This window comes from Streptomyces sp. BB1-1-1 (assembly GCF_031597775.1).
Taxonomy (GTDB): Bacteria; Actinomycetota; Actinomycetes; order Streptomycetales; family Streptomycetaceae; genus Streptomyces; species Streptomyces thinghirensis.
The window spans coordinates 6994015-7011612 of sequence record NZ_CP134203.1 but is presented as its reverse complement, the minus strand read 5'-3'; the positions used below and the strand labels follow the sequence as shown (position 1 = coordinate 7011612).

General features: G+C 71.3%; 16 protein-coding genes. 1 reads left to right on the top strand and 15 read right to left on the bottom strand.

Annotation, left to right across the window (positions count from 1 at the left end):
• Positions 1-219 precede the first annotated feature (219 nt).
• From pyrF to pyrR, 8 genes are all read right to left on the bottom strand, one after another.
• Positions 220-1065 (bottom strand): orotidine-5'-phosphate decarboxylase, encoded by an 846-nt coding sequence (pyrF, locus tag RI578_RS32145; protein ID WP_310874324.1) that lies wholly within the window; start codon positions 1063-1065, stop codon positions 220-222.
• A complete protein-coding gene (locus RI578_RS32140; protein WP_310874323.1) occupies positions 1062-2168 on the bottom strand; it encodes a quinone-dependent dihydroorotate dehydrogenase in 1107 nt (368 codons plus the stop codon). The genes pyrF and RI578_RS32140 overlap by 4 nt, the downstream gene beginning before the upstream one ends.
• Positions 2169-2223: 55 nt before the next feature.
• On the bottom strand, positions 2224-5532 hold the full coding sequence (carB, locus tag RI578_RS32135) for a carbamoyl-phosphate synthase large subunit (protein WP_310874322.1): 3309 nt from the start codon (positions 5530-5532) through the stop codon (positions 2224-2226).
• Positions 5525-6667 (bottom strand): glutamine-hydrolyzing carbamoyl-phosphate synthase small subunit, encoded by a 1143-nt coding sequence (gene carA, locus RI578_RS32130; protein WP_310874321.1) that lies wholly within the window; start codon positions 6665-6667, stop codon positions 5525-5527. Before carA ends, carB begins: the two co-directional genes overlap by 8 nt.
• Positions 6664-7230, bottom strand: a complete 567-nt coding sequence (locus tag RI578_RS32125) for a hypothetical protein (RefSeq protein WP_310874320.1) — start codon at positions 7228-7230, stop codon at positions 6664-6666. Before RI578_RS32125 ends, carA begins: the two co-directional genes overlap by 4 nt.
• Positions 7227-8513, bottom strand: a complete 1287-nt coding sequence (locus RI578_RS32120; protein WP_310874319.1) for a dihydroorotase — start codon at positions 8511-8513, stop codon at positions 7227-7229. Before RI578_RS32120 ends, RI578_RS32125 begins: the two co-directional genes overlap by 4 nt.
• Before the next feature lie 4 nt (positions 8514-8517).
• Positions 8518-9498: an aspartate carbamoyltransferase catalytic subunit gene (locus RI578_RS32115; protein WP_310874318.1), complete on the bottom strand. Its 981-nt coding sequence runs from the start codon at positions 9496-9498 to the stop codon at positions 8518-8520.
• Between the two features lie 114 nt (positions 9499-9612).
• A complete protein-coding gene (pyrR, locus tag RI578_RS32110; protein ID WP_310874317.1) occupies positions 9613-10182 on the bottom strand; it encodes a bifunctional pyr operon transcriptional regulator/uracil phosphoribosyltransferase PyrR in 570 nt (189 codons plus the stop codon).
• A 297-nt stretch (positions 10183-10479) separates the two neighbouring features.
• On the opposite strand from pyrR, the gene bldD reads away from it, so the two are divergent.
• Positions 10480-10983 (top strand): transcriptional regulator BldD, encoded by a 504-nt coding sequence (bldD, locus tag RI578_RS32105; protein WP_055415924.1) that lies wholly within the window; start codon positions 10480-10482, stop codon positions 10981-10983.
• 186 nt (positions 10984-11169) lie between these two features.
• Here the strand turns inward: bldD and nusB are convergent, their stop codons facing one another.
• The 7 genes from nusB to aroC form a co-directional block, all read right to left on the bottom strand.
• Complete coding sequence (nusB, locus tag RI578_RS32100) at positions 11170-11604, bottom strand: transcription antitermination factor NusB (RefSeq protein ID WP_210961454.1); 435 nt, start codon at positions 11602-11604, stop codon at positions 11170-11172.
• Positions 11605-11606: 2 nt separating this feature from the next.
• On the bottom strand, positions 11607-12173 hold the full coding sequence (gene efp / locus RI578_RS32095) for an elongation factor P (protein ID WP_055415926.1): 567 nt from the start codon (positions 12171-12173) through the stop codon (positions 11607-11609).
• 68 nt (positions 12174-12241) lie between these two features.
• Positions 12242-13348 carry an aminopeptidase P family protein gene (locus tag RI578_RS32090; RefSeq protein WP_310874316.1) on the bottom strand — a complete coding sequence of 369 codons (1107 nt, stop codon included), beginning with the start codon at positions 13346-13348 and terminating at the stop codon, positions 12242-12244.
• A gap of 176 nt (positions 13349-13524) precedes the next feature.
• Positions 13525-14463 carry a Pro-rich N-terminal domain-containing protein gene (locus RI578_RS32085; protein WP_310874315.1) on the bottom strand — a complete coding sequence of 313 codons (939 nt, stop codon included), beginning with the start codon at positions 14461-14463 and terminating at the stop codon, positions 13525-13527.
• A 161-nt stretch (positions 14464-14624) separates the two neighbouring features.
• On the bottom strand, positions 14625-15716 hold the full coding sequence (gene aroB, locus RI578_RS32080; RefSeq protein ID WP_310874314.1) for a 3-dehydroquinate synthase: 1092 nt from the start codon (positions 15714-15716) through the stop codon (positions 14625-14627).
• Positions 15713-16195 (bottom strand): shikimate kinase, encoded by a 483-nt coding sequence (locus RI578_RS32075; protein WP_310875912.1) that lies wholly within the window; start codon positions 16193-16195, stop codon positions 15713-15715. The genes aroB and RI578_RS32075 overlap by 4 nt, the downstream gene beginning before the upstream one ends.
• A gap of 32 nt (positions 16196-16227) precedes the next feature.
• The gene (gene aroC / locus RI578_RS32070; RefSeq protein WP_121745907.1) at positions 16228-17412 is read right to left on the bottom strand and encodes a chorismate synthase; all 1185 of its coding nucleotides are present in this window, start codon (positions 17410-17412) and stop codon (positions 16228-16230) included.
• Between the last annotated feature and the right edge of the window lie 186 nt (positions 17413-17598).

Here is a 17598-nt window from a genome sequence, read left to right as displayed (position 1 = left end):
ACGTCACCTCGGATGTCGAACTGTCGGATACGGACCGGTGAGGAACCTAGTCGCCCCACACCTGGGGAGCCACGAGCAACACGCTTGCCCGCGGACTCTCGTCGGAGACTAGCGGTCAAGTCCGCCGGAGTCAGCGAGAACAGCGGAAAAGTCCTGGTCAGCCTCCGTCAGGACGGACATTTAGGACATACTGCCTCGGATTTGAGGATGTATCCAGAGTCAGGACGCCGTGACGGCGGTCCTGATCTCCTCCGCGAAACGGTCCGCGGCCTTCCGCAACGCGGCCACATCGGGACCGTGACGCAGAACACCCCGGCTGACGTTCGGAACGACGTTGCGCACCGCGGCGCCGAAGACCCGCGGCAGATCCGCGGGGGTGGCGCCCTGGGCGCCGATGCCGGGCGCGAGGAGCGGGCCGTTGATGCCCAGGTCGTACGACGACAGGTCGCCGAGGGTGGCGCCGACCACCGCGCCGAAGGACCCGAGGGGCTCCTCCCCGGCGTTCTCGGCGGCCAGGTGCGCCAGGATCGTCGCCCCGACGCCGCGCCCGTCGGCCCGGACCGCGTGCTGGACCTCGGCGCCCTCCGGGTTGGAGGTCAGCGCCAGCACGAACAGGCCCGCACCGCTCTCGCGCGCCATGTCGACGGCCGGCTTCAGGGACCCGTAGCCGAGGTACGGCGAGACGGTCAGCGCGTCCGAGAACAGCGGGGCGTCCTTGCGCAGGAACGACTCGGCGTACGCGGCCATGGTCGAGCCGATGTCGCCGCGCTTGGCGTCCATGACGACCAGGGCGCCGGCCGCCCGCGCCTCCTCGACCGACTTCTCCAGCACGGCGACGCCGCGCGAGCCGAAGCGCTCGAAGAAGGCGCTCTGCGGCTTGAGCACGGCGACCCGGCCGGCCACCGCCTCCACGACGGTGCGGCTGAAGCGCTCCAGACCGGCCACGTCGTCGTTCAGACCCCACTCGGCGAGCAGGGAGGCGTGCGGGTCGATGCCGACGCACAGCGGCCCGCGCTCGTCCATCGCGCGGCGCAGCCGGGCGCCGAAGGGTTCGAGTACCGTCATGCGTTCTTCCTGACGTCGGCGCCGACCGCGTCGGCGAGGGTGGCGTAAGGGCTCTGCCGCAGGCGCGCGGCGAGTCCCTTGTGGATGGCTCGGCCCCAGAACGGGCCCTCGTAGATGAACGCGCTGTAGCCCTGGACCAGCGTGGCCCCGGCCAGGATGCGCTGCCAGGCGTCCTCGGCGGTCTCGACGCCACCGACGCCCACCAGGGTGATCCGGTCGCCCACGCGCGCGTAGAGGCGGCGCAGCACCTCCAGGGAGCGCTCCTTGAGCGGTGCGCCGGACAGGCCGCCGGTCTCCCGGACGAGCACCGGCGAGGACGTGAGGCCGAGTCCCTCGCGCGCGATGGTGGTGTTGGTGGCGATGATCCCGTCCAGGCCCAGCTCCACGGCCAGGTCGGCGACCGCGTCGACGTCCTCGTCGGCGAGGTCGGGCGCGATCTTGACCAGAAGCGGGACGCGCCGCGCGGTGACGGCGCGGTCGGCGGCCTCGCGGACGGCGGTCAGGAGGGGACGCAGGGCCTCCGTGGCCTGGAGGTTGCGCAGTCCGGGCGTGTTCGGGGAGGAGACGTTGACCACGAGGTAGTCGGCGTGCGGGGCGAGCCGCTCGGCGGACTTCACGTAGTCGCCGACGGCCTCCTCCTCCGGGACGACCTTCGTCTTGCCGATGTTGACGCCGACGACGGTCCGCAGGACGGGCGTACGGGAGGCCAGACGGGCGGCGACGGCCAGCGAGCCGTCGTTGTTGAAGCCCATGCGGTTGATCAGCGCCCGGTCGCTCACCAGACGGAACAGCCGCTTCTTGGGGTTGCCGGGCTGCGGCTCCCCCGTCACGGTGCCGATCTCGACGTGGTCGAAGCCGAGCATCGCCATGCCGTCGATGGCGACCGCGTTCTTGTCGAAGCCGGCGGCCAGCCCGAAGGGGCCGTGCATGCGCAGGCCGAAGGCCTCGGTGCGCAGCTCCTTGAACCGGGGCGCCAGCACGGCCGCGACGAAGGTGCGCAGGACGGGGACGCGGACGGCGAGGCGGATCCAGCGGAAGGCGAGGTGGTGCGCCCGCTCCGGGTCCATCCGCTTGAAGACGAGGGAGAAGAAGGTCTTGTACATGGTGTCCTCATGAAGAGGGGGACACCGTTTCCGGTGTCCCCCTCGGGGCTGGCTGCTAGTCGCGGGCGGCGGTCAGGAATTCCGCGTGTTCCTGGAGTGAGCGCACTCCCACGTCGCCGTGGTTGAGGGCGTCGATGCCCTGGACCGCCGCGGCGAGCGCCTGGACCGTCGTCAGGCACGGCACGGAGCGGGCCACGGCCGCCGTACGGATGTCGTAGCCGTCGAGGCGGCCGCCGGTGCCGTACGGGGTGTTGACGATGAGGTCGACCCCGCCGTCGTGGATGAGCTGGACGATGGTCTTCTCACCGTTCGGGCCGGTGCCCTCGGACTGCTTGCGCACGACTGTGGCGTTGATGCCGTTGCGCCTGAGCACCTCGGCGGTGCCGGAGGTGGCGAGCAGCTCGAAGCCGTGGGCGACCAGCTCGCGGGCCGGGAAGATCATCGAACGCTTGTCGCGGTTGGCGACCGAGATGAACGCCCGTCCCTTGGTCGGCAGCGGCCCGTAGGCGCCCGCCTGCGACTTGGCGTACGCCGTGCCGAAGACGGAGTCGATGCCCATGACCTCGCCGGTGGAGCGCATCTCCGGGCCGAGGACCGTGTCGACGCCGCGGCCGTGGATGTCCCGGAAGCGGGACCACGGCATCACGGCCTCCTTGACGGAGATCGGCGCGTCCAGCGGCAGCTCGCCGCCGTCGCCGGTGGCCGGGAGCAGGCCCTCGGCGCGCAGTTCGGCGATGGTGGCGCCGAGCGAGATGCGGGCGGCGGCCTTGGCCAGCGGCACCGCGGTCGCCTTCGAGGTGAAGGGGACGGTGCGCGAGGCGCGCGGGTTGGCCTCCAGGACGTAGAGGATGTCGCCCGCCAGCGCGAACTGGATGTTGATCAGGCCGCGCACGCCGACGCCCTTGGCGATGCCCTCGGTGGAGGCGCGCAGCCGCTTGATGTCGAAGCCGCCCAGCGTGATCGGGGGCAGGGCGCACGCCGAGTCGCCGGAGTGGATGCCGGCCTCCTCGATGTGCTCCATGACGCCGCCGAGGTACAGCTCCTCGCCGTCGTACAGGGCGTCGACGTCGATCTCGATCGCGTCGTCCAGGAAGCGGTCGACCAGGACCGGGCGGGACGGGCTGATCTCGGTCGACTCGGCGATGTAGGCCTCCAGGCGGGTCTCGTCGTAGACGATCTCCATGCCGCGTCCGCCGAGGACGTAGGAGGGCCGCACCAGGACCGGGTAGCCGATCTCGTCGGCGATGGCCTTGGCGCCGGCGAAGGTGGTGGCGGTGCCGTGCTTGGGGGCGGGCAGGCCCGCCTCGGCGAGCACCTGGCCGAAGGCGCCGCGGTCCTCGGCGGCGTGGATGGCCTCGGGCGGGGTGCCGACGACCGGCACGCCGTTGTCCTTGAGCGCCTGCGACAGGCCCAGCGGGGTCTGGCCGCCGAGCTGGACGATCACGCCCGCGATCGGGCCGGCCTGCTGCTCCGCGTGGACGACCTCGAGCACGTCCTCCAGGGTGAGCGGCTCGAAGTACAGCCGGTCGGAGGTGTCGTAGTCGGTGGAGACGGTCTCCGGGTTGCAGTTGACCATCACGGTCTCGTACCCGGCGTCGCTGAGCGCGAAGGAGGCGTGGACGCAGGAGTAGTCGAACTCGATGCCCTGGCCGATGCGGTTCGGGCCGGAGCCCAGGATGATGACGGCCGGCTTCTCGCGGCGCGCGACCTCGGTCTCCTCGTCGTAGGACGAGTAGAAGTACGGCGTCTTCGCGGCGAACTCGGCGGCGCAGGTGTCGACCGTCTTGTAGACCGGGCGGATGCCGAGCGCGTGCCTCACCTCGCGGACGACGTCCTCGCGCAGGCCGCGGATCTCGCCGATCTGCTGGTCGGAGAAGCCGTGCCGCTTGGCCTCGGCGAGCAGCTCGACGGTCAGCTCGGGGGCCTCGGCCAGCTCGTCGGCGATCTCCTTGATGAGGAAGAGCTGGTCGACGAACCAGGGGTCGATCTTCGTGTACTCGAAGACCTCCTCGGGCGTGGCGCCCGCGCGGATGGCCTGCATGACGGCGTTGATCCGGCCGTCGGTGGGCCGCACGGCCTCGCGCAGCAGCTCGCCCTTGTCGCCGGGCTCGCCGACGAACGTGAACTGGCTGCCCTTCTTCTCCAGCGAGCGCAGCGCCTTCTGGAAGGCCTCGGTGAAGTTGCGGCCGATGGCCATGGCCTCGCCGACCGACTTCATGGTGGTGGTCAGCGTGGAGTCCGCGCTCGGGAACTTCTCGAAGGCGAAGCGCGGGGCCTTGACGACCACGTAGTCGAGGGTCGGCTCGAAGGAGGCCGGGGTCTCCTGGGTGATGTCGTTCGGGATCTCGTCCAGCGTGTAGCCGACGGCGAGCTTGGCCGCGATCTTGGCGATCGGGAAGCCGGTCGCCTTGGAGGCGAGCGCCGAGGAGCGCGACACGCGCGGGTTCATCTCGATGACGATCACACGGCCGTCGGCGGGGTTCACCGCGAACTGGATGTTGCAGCCGCCGGTGTCGACGCCGACCTCGCGGATGATCGCGATGCCGACGTCGCGCAGCACCTGGTACTCGCGGTCGGTCAGCGTCATCGCGGGCGCGACGGTGATCGAGTCACCGGTGTGGACGCCCATGGGGTCGAAGTTCTCGATGGAGCAGACGACCACGACGTTGTCGTTCTTGTCGCGCATCAGCTCCAGCTCGTACTCCTTCCAGCCGAGGATGGACTCCTCCAGGAGCACCTCGGTGGTCGGCGAGAGGGTGAGGCCCTGCCCGGCGATGCGGCGCAGCTCCTCCTCGTCGTGCGCGAAGCCGGAGCCGGCGCCGCCCATGGTGAAGGAGGGGCGGACGACGACCGGGTAGCCGCCGAGCTCCTCGACGCCCTTGAGGACGTCGTCCATGGAGTGGCAGATGTAGGAGCGGGCCGACTCGCCGTGGCCGATCTTCTTGCGGACCTCCTCCACGACGTCCTTGAACAGGTCGCGGTCCTCGCCCTTGTTGATGGCCTCCACATTGGCGCCGATCAGCTCGACGCCGTACTTCTCCAGGACGCCGTTGCCGTGCAGCGAGATGGCGGTGTTCAGGGCCGTCTGGCCGCCCAGGGTGGGCAGGAGCGCGTCGGGCCGCTCCTTGGCGATGATCTTCTCGACGAACTCGGGGGTGATCGGCTCGACGTAGGTGGCGTCGGCGATCTCCGGGTCGGTCATGATCGTCGCCGGGTTGGAGTTCACGAGGATGACCCGCAGGCCCTCGGACTTCAGGACCCGGCACGCCTGGGTGCCGGAGTAGTCGAACTCGGCGGCCTGGCCGATGACGATCGGGCCGGAGCCGATGACCAGGACGGACTGGATATCGGTGCGCTTAGGCACGCTGGCCCTCCATGAGCTTCACGAAGCGGTCGAACAGGTAGGCGGCGTCGTGCGGGCCGGCCGCCGCCTCGGGGTGGTACTGGACGCTGAAGGCCGGCTTGTCGAGGAGCTGGAGGCCCTCCACCACGTTGTCGTTGAGGCAGACGTGGGAGACCTCGGCGCGGCCGTAGGGGGTGTCGGAGACCTTGTCGAGCGGGGCGTCGACGGCGAAGCCGTGGTTGTGCGCGGTGACCTCGACCTTGCCGGTCGTACGGTCCTGCACCGGCTGGTTGATGCCGCGGTGGCCGTACTTCAGCTTGAAGGTGCCGAAGCCGAGCGCGCGGCCCAGGATCTGGTTGCCGAAGCAGATGCCGAACAGCGGGGTGTCGCGCTCCAGGACGCCCTGCATCACGGAGACGGGGTGGTCGGCGGTGGACGGGTCGCCGGGGCCGTTGGAGAAGAACACGCCGTCCGGGTTGACGGCGTAGACGTCCTCGACGGTGGCCGTGGCGGGCAGGACGTGCACCTCGATGCCGCGCTCGGCCATGCGGTGCGGGGTCATGCCCTTGATGCCGAGGTCGACGGCGGCGACGGTGAACTTCTTCTCGCCGATCGCCGGGACCACGTACGCCTCGGTGGTGGCGACCTCGGCGGAGAGGTCGGCGCCGGTCATCTCGGGGGCCTCCTGGACGCGGGCCAGCAGTGCGGCGTCGTCCTGGATCGCGTCACCGCTGAAGATGCCGACGCGCATGGCGCCGCGCTCGCGCAGGTGGCGGGTGAGGGCGCGGGTGTCGATGCCCGAGACGCCGACGACGCCCTGGGCGGCCAGTTCCTCGTCCAGCGTGCGCGTGGAGCGCCAGTTGGAGGGCACACGCGCGGGGTCGCGCACGACGTAGCCGGAGACCCAGATCTTCTTGGACTCCATGTCCTCGTCGTTGACGCCGGTGTTGCCCACGTGCGGCGCGGTCATGACCACGACCTGGCGGTGGTACGACGGGTCGGTGAGGGTTTCCTGGTAGCCGGTCATGCCGGTGGAGAACACGGCTTCGCCGAACGTGGCCCCCACGGCCCCGTAGGCACGGCCGCGGAAGATCCGGCCGTCCTCCAGGACGAGTACGGCGGGAGCCTTGCCGGCTCCCCTGGTGGAGGTCGTCATCGCGCGCCTTCCGTTTCCGTCTTGTTGATCATGTCGTTCAGGGTTTCGACCCACTCGTTGTGCTCGGCCGCGTGGTCCGAGCGGAAGCCGGAGTCGATCATCTTGTCGCCGTGCTCCCAGGTGACGACCAGCAGGCCGCCCTCGGTGAGCACCTTGCCGGCGATGCCCTTGTCGAGCCGGGCCTCGCGCAGTGCGGCGACGGGGACGAAGAAGTCGTTCGCGCCGGGGCGTACGACGTCCAGTCCCGCGTCCGTCAGTGTCAGCTCGACCCGGCTGCGGGTGCCCAGGCCGTGCGCCACGATGCGGTCCAGCCACTGTCCGGCGGTGGTGGAGCCGTGGTAGCGGCCGCTCATCGTCAGTTTCGCCGGACCGGGCTCGTGCGGCGCGGTGGGCAGCTCCGGCAGGTCGCCCTGGAGGGTGCTGCGCCACTTCCAGCCCTCGCGCATCAGCCAGTAGACGAGCGCGACGAACAGGCCCAGGCCGACGACCCAGCCGACGCGGGCGGCCCAGTCGGTCACTTCCGCCGATTCCTTCTCGGCGGCCAGCAGGATTACAGGTGTCACGTGAGCTTCCCGTCGACGAGCGTGGCCTTGCCCCGCAGCCACGTGTGCGTCACACGGCCCGGCAGCTCGCGACCCTCGTACGGGGTGTTGCGGCTGCGCGAGGCGAAGCCCGCGGGGTCCACCTGGCCACGGTATGCCGTGTCGACGAGGGTGAGGTTGGCGGGCTCACCAGCCGAGACGGGACGGCCGTGCCCGGTGGCCTGTCCGATCTGCGCGGGCTTGAAGGACATGCGGTCGGCGACGCCGGCCCAGTCCAGCAGGCCCGTGTCCACCATGGTCTCCTGGACCACCGACAGCGCGGTCTCCAGGCCCACCATGCCCATGGCGGCGGCGGCCCACTCGCAGTCCTTGTCCTCGTGCGGGTGCGGGGCGTGGTCGGTGGCGACGATGTCGATCGTGCCGTCGGCGAGCGCCTCGCGCAGCGCCATCACGTCGCGCTCGGTGCGCAGCGGCGGGTTGACCTTGTAGACCGGGTTGTACGACCGGACCAGCTCGTCGGTGAGGAGCAGGTGGTGCGGGGTGACCTCGGCGGTGACGTCGATGCCGCGGGACTTGGCCCAGCGGACGATCTCGACGCTGCCGGCCGTCGACAGGTGGCAGATGTGGACGCGGGAGCCGACGTGCTCGGCGAGCAGCACGTCCCGGGCGATGACCGACTCCTCGGCGACGGCGGGCCAGCCGCCGAGGCCCAGCTCGGCGGAGACGACGCCCTCGTTCATCTGGGCGCCCTCGGTGAGCCGGGGCTCCTGGGCGTGCTGGGCGACGACGCCGTTGAAGGCCTTCACGTACTCCAGGGCGCGGCGCATGATCACGGCGTCGTGGACGCACTTGCCGTCGTCGGAGAAGACGGTGACACCGGCCGCGGACTCGTGCATGGCGCCCAGCTCGGCGAGCTTGCTGCCCTCCAGGCCGACCGTGACGGCGCCGATGGGCTGCACGTCGCAGTAGCCGGACTCCTTGCCGAGCCGCCAGACCTGCTCGACGACGCCGGCGGTGTCGGCGACCGGGAAGGTGTTGGCCATGGCGAAGACGTTGGTGTAGCCACCGCTCGCCGCGGCGCGGGTGCCGGTGAGGACGGTCTCGGAGTCCTCGCGGCCGGGCTCGCGCAGGTGGGTGTGGAGGTCGACCAGGCCGGGCAGCAGCACCTTGCCGCCGGCCTCGACGACCTCGGCGCCCTCGGCGCTCAGCCCGACGCCCACCTCCGCGACGGTCCCGCCGTCGATCAGCACGTCCTGCGGCTCGCCGCCGAGCACCTTCGCACCGCGGATCAGGGTCTTGCTCATGCTCTTACTTCTCCTCGGTGGTGCGGGCGTGGGTGACGGCGGGTTCGTTGCCGCCGAGCAGCAGGTACAGGACGGCCATCCGGATGGAGACGCCGTTGGTGACCTGCTCGACGACGGTGCAGCGGTCGGAGTCGGCGACCTCGGCGGTGATCTCCATGCCGCGGACCATCGGGCCGGGGTGCATCACGATGGCGTGGTCGGGCATCCGCGCCATGCGATCGCCGTCGAGACCGTAGCGGCGGGAGTACTCGCGCTCGGTCGGGAAGAACGCGGCGTTCATACGCTCGCGCTGGACGCGCAGCAGCATCACCGCGTCGGACTTGGTCAGCGTCGAGTCGAGGTCGTAGGAGACCTCGCAGGGCCAGGTCTCGACGCCGACCGGCAGCAGGGTGGGCGGGGCGACGAGGGTGACCTCGGCGCCCAGGGTGTGCAGCAGGTCGACGTTGGAGCGGGCGACCCGGCTGTGCAGGATGTCGCCGACGAGCGTGATCCGGCGTCCGTCCAGGTCCTTCCCGAGGCCGGCGTCGCGGCCGACCAGGCGGCGGCGCATGGTGAAGGCGTCCAGCAGGGCCTGGGTGGGGTGCTGGTGGGTGCCGTCGCCGGCGTTGACGACGTGCGCGTCGATCCAGCCGGAGGTGGCCAGGCGGTACGGGGCGCCGGAGGCGCTGTGCCGGATGACGACGGCGTCGACGCCCATGGCCTCCAGCGTCTGGGCGGTGTCCTTGAGGGACTCGCCCTTGGAGACGCTGGAGCCCTTGGCGGTGAAGTTGATGACGTCCGCGGACAGGCGCTTCTCGGCGGCCTCGAAGGAGATCCGGGTCCTCGTCGAGTCCTCGAAGAAGAGGTTGACGACGGTACGGCCGCGCAGGGTCGGCAGTTTCTTGATCGGCCGGTCGGCGACCCGGGCCATCTCCTCGGCGGTGTCGAGGATCAGGATGGCGTCGTCGCGGGTGAGGTCGGCGGCCGAGATGAGATGACGCTGCATCTGTGAGGCTCCGTAAGGCGATTCATGCGGAAGAGCGGGATAATTCGGGCGGCCGGGTACGCGTGCGGGCGCGCCGAGCGGGCGTACGGCACGGCTGGACGCGTACGCGAGGTGCTAAGGGTGGGCGCCCGGGGTGGCCGGCTTGGCACCGAGCAGCACGGTGTCGCGACCGTCCTCCTCGGCGAGCTGGACCTTGACCGTCTCCCGCAGCGACGTGGGGAGGTTCTTGCCGACGTAGTCGGCGCGGATGGGCAGTTCGCGGTGGCCGCGGTCGACGAGGACGGCGAGCTGCACCGCGCGCGGGCGGCCGATGTCGTTCAGCGCGTCGAGGGCGGCGCGAATGGTGCGGCCGGAGAAGAGCACGTCGTCGACGAGGACGACCAGGCGGCCGTCGATGCCGTCGCCGGGGATCGCGGTGCGGGCCAGCGCGCGCGGCGGATGCATGCGCAGGTCGTCGCGGTACATGGTGATGTCGAGCGAGCCGACCGGAATCTTGCGCTCGGTGATCTGCTCGAGCTTGTCGGCGAGCCGCCGGGCGAGGAAGACGCCCCGGGTCGGAATGCCGAGGAGCACCACGTCGTCGGCGCCCTTGGCGCGTTCGACGATCTCGTGGGCGATGCGGGTGAGGACCCGCGCGATGTCGGGCCCTTCGAGAACGGGCCGTGCTTCTTGCTGCTTGTCCATAAGAAACGGACCTCCTTCTCCGCCTCACGGGACGGACCTTAAAGGACGTCGGATATGCGCCACCTACGGTATCAGGCTCACAGAGTCGTCCTGCGGACCCCCCTGACACTTCCCCGTCACCCTTTTGCCGCACGCGCGTCACCCGCTCGGCGTAACGGATCGCGGATACCACGGAAGAGTCGGTGCGGACCATTCGGCTTGACGCAGGAGAGTAACGCTGCGTAACCTCACAGTGAGTTACCAGCCGCGCGGCTCGCAACACAGCAGGCCGCGTCGACACCTTGTCCGGGGAGCCATATGTCCAGCGAATACGCCAAACAGCTCGGGGCCAAGCTCCGGGCCATCCGCACCCAGCAGGGCCTTTCCCTCCACGGTGTCGAGGAGAAGTCCCAGGGCCGCTGGAAGGCCGTCGTGGTCGGTTCGTACGAGCGCGGCGACCGCGCCGTGACCGTGCAGCGCCTCGCCGAGCTGGCGGACTTCTACGGCGTTCCCGTACAGGAGCTGCTCCCGGGCACCACCCCGGGCGGTGCCGCCGAGCCGCCGCCGAAGCTGGTCCTGGACCTGGAGCGGCTGGCCACGGTGCCGGCCGAGAAGGCGGGCCCGCTCCAGCGGTACGCGGCCACGATCCAGTCGCAGCGCGGTGACTACAACGGCAAGGTGCTCTCGATCCGCCAGGACGACCTGCGCACACTCGCCGTCATCTACGACCAGTCGCCCTCGGTCCTCACCGAGCAGCTGATCAGCTGGGGTGTGCTGGACGCGGACGCGCGTCGCGCGGTGGCGTCCCACGAGGACCTCTGAGCCGCAGCCGCCTCAGCAGAAACGTGCCGCCGGGGTGGCCGGAACCAAGCGGTTCCGGCCACCCCGGCGGCTTCTTCTGTGCCTCGGGCGTCAGGCGGTACGGGCGACCACGCCGGAGGGCCCGCAGCGCGCCTGCTGCGGGCCCTCCGGCGTGGTTGGGTCTCTCCCCGGGCCTTGGAGCCCCTGTCAGCTCTCGTCGCGACGCAGCGAGGACTTGAGGTCCTTCAACCGGCCGAGCAGGCCGTTGACGAACGCGGGCGACTCGTCCGTGGAGAATTCCTTCGCCAGCTGCACCATCTCGTCCAGGACGACGGCGTCCGGGGTCGCGTCGACCCAGATCAGCTCGTACGCGCCCAGACGCAGGATGTTGCGGTCGACGACCGGCATGCGGTCGAGCGTCCAGCCGACCGAGTACTGGGCGATGAGCTCGTCGATGCGCTTCGCGCGCTCGGCGTAGCCCTCGACCAGCTCCATCGTGTACTCGCTCACCGGCGGCTGCCGGGTGTCGGACCGGGCGTGCCGGACCCAGTCGGCGAGGACCGTCAGGACGTCGGCGCCGCGCTGATCGCCCTCGAAGAGGATCTGGAAGGCGCGCTTGCGGGCCGTGTTGCGGGCAGCCACGGTTAGCTGTTCACCCGGCCGAGGTAGTCGCTGGAGCGGGTGTCGACCTTGATCTTCTCACCGGTGGTGATGAAGAGCGGGACGTTGATCTGGTGACCGGTCTCCAGGATGGCGGGCTTGGTGCCGCCGGTGGAGCGGTCGCCCTGGACGCCCGGCTCGGTCTCCTGGATGGTGAGCTCGACGGCGGCGGGCAGCTCGACGAAGAGCACCTCGCCCTCGTGCTGCGCGACGGTGGCGGTGAAGCCCTCCACCAGGAAGTTGGCGGCGTCGCCGACGGCCTTGCGGTCGACGTGCAGCTGGTCGTAGGTCTCCATGTCCATGAAGACGAAGTAGTCGCCGTCCATGTACGAGAACTGCATGTCACGCTTGTCGACAGTGGCCGTCTCGACCTTGACGCCGGCGTTGAAGGTCTTGTCGACGACCTTGCCGGAAAGCACGTTCTTGAGCTTGGTGCGCACGAAGGCGGGGCCCTTGCCGGGCTTGACGTGCTGGAACTCGACGACGGACCAGAGCTGGCCGCCTTCGAGCTTGAGCACCATGCCGTTCTTGAGGTCGTTCGTGGAAGCCACGGTTGCGGAATCTCCTGGACTGGACTGACGTGGACGACCCCGGCGCAGGCCCGCGCACAGCGCGAAGGCTAGAGCGCGAGCAGCTCCTTGGTCGTGATGGTGAGTAGCTCGGGTCCGCCGTCCGCCTCGGGGCGCACGACGAGCGTGTCATCGATCCGGACCCCGCCCCGGCCCGGGAGGTGAACCCCCGGTTCGACGGTGACCGGCACACAAGCGTCCAGTTTACCCATGGCCGCAGGGGCCAACTGCGGGTCCTCGTCGATTTCGAGTCCGACACCGTGACCGGTGAGCGTCGGAAGGTTCTCCGCGTACCCCGCCGAGTCCAGTGCCTGGCGGGCGGCGCGGTCCACGTCGCGGCAGGCGGCGCCGGGTGCGAGGGCCTCCCGGCCGGCCCGCTGGGCCGCGAAGACGAGGTCGTACAGCTCGATCTGCCAGTCGGCCGGCGAGGTGCCGATGACGAACGTACGGCCGATCTCGCAGCGGTAGCCGCGGTAGGTCGCGCCCAGGCAGACGGAGAGGAAGTCGCCCTCCTCCACGCGCCGGTCGGTGGGCCGGTGGCCGCGGCGTCCCGAGTTCGGGCCGGTGCCGACGGAGGTGGGGAAGGCGGGCCCGTCGGCGCCGTGGTCGACCAGGCGGCGCTCCAGTTCCAGGGCGAGGTGCCGTTCGGTGCGGCCGACCAGGATGGACTCCAGGAGTTCGCCGAGGGCCTGGTCGGCGATCTCGGCGCCGATGCGCAGACAGGAGATCTCCTCCTCGTCCTTGACCACCCGGAGCTGCTCGACCGCCTGGCCGAGGTCGGTCAGGCGCAGCCGGGGCGCGACCGAGCGCATGGCGCGGTGCCGGACCACGGTGAGGTGGTGGTCCTCCGTGGCGAGGGACTCGGTGCCCTGGGCCGCGGCGAGGCCGGTGGCCGCGACGGCCGGGTCGCCGCCGGGTCCGGGCAGCGCGCGCACCGGCAGGGACTCGTCGGGCCGGCCCTGTGCCGACCGGTCGTCCGGCGGGCCGGAGCAGACCAGGAGATCCTCGGTCTGGCCCAGCAGCAGTACGGCACCGTGCGGGGCGGCGCCCGCGAGGTAGCGCACGTTGGCGGGCCGGGAGACGAGCGCCGCCGCGCTGCCGCCCGCGTTGCAGCGTTCTCGTAGGCGCGTCCGGCGGGCCGCGTACACCTCTGACATGAGCCGAGCGTATGGGCTCCGCTGCGGGGGCGCCGCTTGGGAGAGGCCGAGTGGGGAGGTGTGCGGGTGTGCCCTGGGTGCGCCTACGGGGGTGGTTGTTGTGTCGCGGCTGCCGGCCGGTGGGGGCTCGGCGCGCAGTTCCCCGCGCCCCTTTGGGGCGCTGTGCTGGAGCGCGTCTACCAGCTCGGGGGGCTGGCTATCGAGCGGGACAGGACCTCGTCCAGGAGGCGGGCCGTTTCCGGGACGTCGAGCTGGGAGTTGTCGATGATCGGGAGGCCCGAGCCGTACCAGCCGGCCATCCGGCCGTGGATGCGGGCCACCTCCTCGTCGGTGAGGCGCCGGTTGCCGCTGCGTTCGGCATTGCGCTCCAGGACGATGTCCAGGCCCGGCAGGAGGACGACCGGCAGCAGGCCGGGACCGACGTGCCGCTTCCAGCCGCCGAGGCCGACGACCGGGCGGTCCGGGAAGACCGCGTCGTCGAGGATGCACGAGATGCCGTTGGCGAGGAAGTTGCGCGCGGAGAAGCCGCAGGTGCGGCGGGCGAGGCGGTACTGGGCCTCGGAGTGCTCGTTCCACCCGGTCTGGGGGTCGGCGAAGCCGGAGCGGACCCATTCGCGGACGTCGTCGAGGCTGATGTGGGCGGTGGGGACCCGGCGGTGGTCCGCCCAGTACTTGGCGACGCTGGTCTTGCCGGCACCTGCGGGGCCGATGAGCAGTACCGCGAGGGTCGTCGTGGTGGGGTCGGGCGCGGCGGCCGTGGCAGGGGGCACGGTGGGCACGGCCACGGGGCCGCCGGGCGGCAGCGGTACGTGGCCGGTGCCTTCCGCGGAGGGCGGGACGGGGGCAGGCTGATGCGGACCCGGACCGGGAACTGGCCCCGGAGCCAGTTGCGGTCCCGGGGCATGCGGTCCCGGGGCCTGCTGCGGTCCCGGAGCCGGGACCTGATGGGGAGCCACGGGGTGCGGGGCCTGCACGGGATAACCCGGCGCAGGCGGAGGAACGGGGGCGGAACCCTGGTGCGGGCCCGGGTGGTGTGCGGCCGGGGACCAGCCGACGGCCGATCCGTGCCCCGGCTGATGGGGCGGCGGCAGCGGAGAACCCACTGCGTGCTGCATCCGGTGCCACTCCGTCTCGTACAGGCGATGGGCGCTGACAGCGGGACGGGGCCCGCTTGCTACCGAACGGTACCGCCCCCGGCCGTCGTTTGGTGAACGGCCGGGGGCGGTCCGAAGTGCCCGTCCCGCAAGGCGAATCGGACGGAAGGTACGCCGGGGTACTACTCGCCCACCTCGCCGTAGGCGGCGAGGAGGACGGCCGGGTCGGGGCCCTCCAGGACGGTGGGCTTGGCGAGGCCGTCCAGGACGATGAAGCGCAGCAGGTCGCCGCGGGACTTCTTGTCGACCTTCATGTTCTCGACCAGCTTGGGCCACTGGTCGTGGCGGTAGTGCAGCGGGAGGCCGACCGCTTCGAGGATGGTGCGGTGGCGGTCGGCGGTCGCGTCGTCCAGGCGGCCCGCGAGGCGGCCCAGTTCGGCGGCGAAGTGCATGCCGACCGAGACCGCGGCGCCGTGGCGCCACTTGTAGCGCTCGTTCTTCTCGATGGCGTGGCCGAGCGTGTGACCGTAGTTGAGGATCTCCCGCAGGCCCGCCTCCTTGAGGTCGGAGGAGACGACCTCCGCCTTGACCCTGATCGAACGCACGATCAGCTCGGAGGTGTGCGGTCCGGCCGGGGTGCGCGCGGCCTGGGGGTCGGACTCGATCAGGTCCAGGATCACCGGGTCGGCGATGAAGCCGGCCTTGATGACCTCGGCGAGCCCGGAGACGTAGTCGTTGACCGGGAGGGAGTCCAGCGCGGCCAGGTCGCACAGGACACCGGCCGGCGGGTGGAAGGAGCCGACGAGGTTCTTGCCCTCGGCGGTGTTGATGCCGGTCTTGCCGCCGACGGCCGCGTCCACCATGGCCAGCACGGTGGTGGGGACGGCGATCCAGCGCACGCCGCGCAACCAGGTCGCCGCCACGAACCCGGCCAGGTCGGTGCTGGCCCCGCCGCCGACGCCGACGATCACGTCGGTGCGGGTGAAGCCGGACTGGCCGAGCGCCTTCCAGCAGTAGGCGGCGACCTCGGCGGTCTTCGCCTCCTCGGCGTTGGGCACTTGGATGGCGATCGCCTCGTAGCCCTGCCCGGCGAGGTCGGCGCGCAGCGCGTCGCCGGTCTCCGCGAGGGCCTCCGGGTGGATCACGGCGACCTTCTTGGCCCTCGGGCCGATCAGACCACCGAGCTCGCCCAGGAGCTGACGGCCCACCAGGACCTCGTAGGGGTCGGATCCCGCGGTGCCGCCGACCTGGATCCGGGTGACTGCCTCGCTCATGCTTCTTTCAACTCCAGTGCGTCGAGGGCGGCTCGGGTGACTTCTTCCGGCGTACGCCCGTCGGTGGCCACGACGACCGTGGCGACCTCCTCGTACAGGTGGCGGCGGGCCTCCATCAGCTCACGCCACTGTCTGCGCGGGTTGACCGCCAGCAGCGGCCGCGCGGCGTTCAGGCCGGTGCGCTTGACGGCCTCCTCGACGTCCATCGAGAGGTAGACGACGCGCTGCGCGGCGAGCAGGCCGCGCGTGTCCGGGTCCAGGATCGCGCCGCCGCCGAGGGCGAGGACGCCGTCGTGCTCGGCGAGCGCCCGGTGCACGGTCTGCTTCTCCAGGGCCCGGAAGGCCGCCTCGCCCTCGTCGACGAAGATGTCGGCGACGGTGCGCCCCTGCCCGGTGACGATGTCCTCGTCCGTGTCCCGGTAGCCGACGCCGAGCCGCTCGGCGAGGAGCTGTCCGACGGTGGACTTGCCGACGCCCATCGGGCCGACGAGGACGATCAGCGGGGCCGCGGTCACCGGATGGCCAGGTTGTCGAGGTACGAGGTGACGTTGCGGCGGGTCTCGGTGACGCTGTCGCCGCCGAACTTCTCCGCCACCGCGTCCGCCAGCACCAGGGCGACCATCGCCTCGGCGACGATGCCTGCGGCGGGCACCGCGCACACGTCGGAGCGCTGGTGGTGGGCCTGCGCGGCCTCGCCGGTGGCGACGTCCACCGTCTGCAGGGCCCGCGGCACGGTCGCGATCGGCTTCATGGCCGCCTTCACGCGCAGCAGCTCACCGGTGGTGAGACCGCCCTCGGTGCCGCCGGAGCGGCCGGACGCCCGCTTGATGCCGTCGGGGCCGGTGAGGATCTCGTCGTGCGCCTGGGAGCCGGGCACCCGGGCCAGTCCGAAGCCGTCGCCGACCTCGACGCCCTTGATGGCCTGGATGCCCATGAGGGCGGCGGCCAGCCTGGCGTCCAGCCGGCGGTCCCAGTGCACGTGCGAGCCGAGTCCGACCGGGACGTCGTAGGCCAGCACCTCGACCACGCCGCCGAGGGTGTCGCCGTCCTTGTGCGCCTGGTCGATCTCCGCGACCATCGCCTTCGAGGCGTCCGCGTCCAGGCAGCGCACCGGGTCGGCGTCCAGCTTCTCCACGTCCGCCGGCGTCGGGTACACGCCGTAGGGAGCCTTGGCGGCGGCCAGCTCGACGACGTGGCTGACGACCTCGATGCCGGCCGTCTCCTTCAGGTACGACCGGGCCACCGCGCCCAGCGCCACCCGGGCGGCGGTCTCCCGCGCGGAGGCGCGCTCCAGGATCGGCCGGGCCTCGTCGAAGCCGTACTTCTGCATGCCCGCGAGGTCGGCGTGGCCGGGACGGGGGCGGGTCAGCGGGGCGTTGCGCGCCAGACCGGCCAGCACCTCCGGATCCACCGGGTCGGCCGACATGACCTGCTCCCACTTGGGCCACTCGGTGTTGCCCACCATGACCGCGACCGGGGAACCGAGGGTGAGCCCGTGCCGGACGCCACCGAGGAAGGTGACCTCGTCCCGCTCGAACTTCATCCGCGCACCGCGACCGTAGCCGAGCCGCCGCCTCGCCAGGTGGTCCGCGACCATGTCCGTGGTGATCGGCACGCCGGCGGGCAGTCCCTCCAGCGTCGCGACGAGTGCGGGACCGTGGGACTCCCCCGCGGTCAGCCAGCGCAACCTGCTCAACGGTGCTCCTCAGTGCTCGCGCCCCGGTTATGCCCTGCGTACGCGTCTTCTCCGCGTACGGCGACGGCGTGTCCGGGTGCGCGGGCCCCGGTCCGCCACCTCCGATCCTCCCACGTCCGGTCGCCCGGCCCGGCCGCCGGTCCATCTGGCGGACGGGTACGCGGACGCCGGGCGACGCCGCGGGCA

Bases quoted from the DNA above. Each gene is read 5' to 3' on its own strand.
- pyrF (WP_310874324.1), bottom strand. From the start codon at position 1,065: ATGACGGTACTCGAACCCTTCGGCGCCCGGCTGCGCCGCGCGATGGAC.
- RI578_RS32140 (WP_310874323.1), bottom strand. From the start codon at position 2,168: ATGTACAAGACCTTCTTCTCCCTCGTCTTCAAGCGGATGGACCCGGAG.
- carA (WP_310874321.1), bottom strand. From the start codon at position 6,667: ATGACGACCTCCACCAGGGGAGCCGGCAAGGCTCCCGCCGTACTCGTC.
- RI578_RS32120 (WP_310874319.1), bottom strand. From the start codon at position 8,513: ATGAGCAAGACCCTGATCCGCGGTGCGAAGGTGCTCGGCGGCGAGCCG.
- RI578_RS32115 (WP_310874318.1), bottom strand. From the start codon at position 9,498: ATGCAGCGTCATCTCATCTCGGCCGCCGACCTCACCCGCGACGACGCC.
- pyrR (WP_310874317.1), bottom strand. From the start codon at position 10,182: ATGGACAAGCAGCAAGAAGCACGGCCCGTTCTCGAAGGGCCCGACATC.
- bldD (WP_055415924.1), top strand. From the start codon at position 10,480: ATGTCCAGCGAATACGCCAAACAGCTCGGGGCCAAGCTCCGGGCCATC.
- RI578_RS32090 (WP_310874316.1), bottom strand. From the start codon at position 13,348: ATGTCAGAGGTGTACGCGGCCCGCCGGACGCGCCTACGAGAACGCTGC.
- RI578_RS32085 (WP_310874315.1), bottom strand. From the start codon at position 14,463: ATGCAGCACGCAGTGGGTTCTCCGCTGCCGCCGCCCCATCAGCCGGGG.
- aroB (WP_310874314.1), bottom strand. From the start codon at position 15,716: ATGAGCGAGGCAGTCACCCGGATCCAGGTCGGCGGCACCGCGGGATCC.
- RI578_RS32075 (WP_310875912.1), bottom strand. From the start codon at position 16,195: ATGGGCGTCGGCAAGTCCACCGTCGGACAGCTCCTCGCCGAGCGGCTC.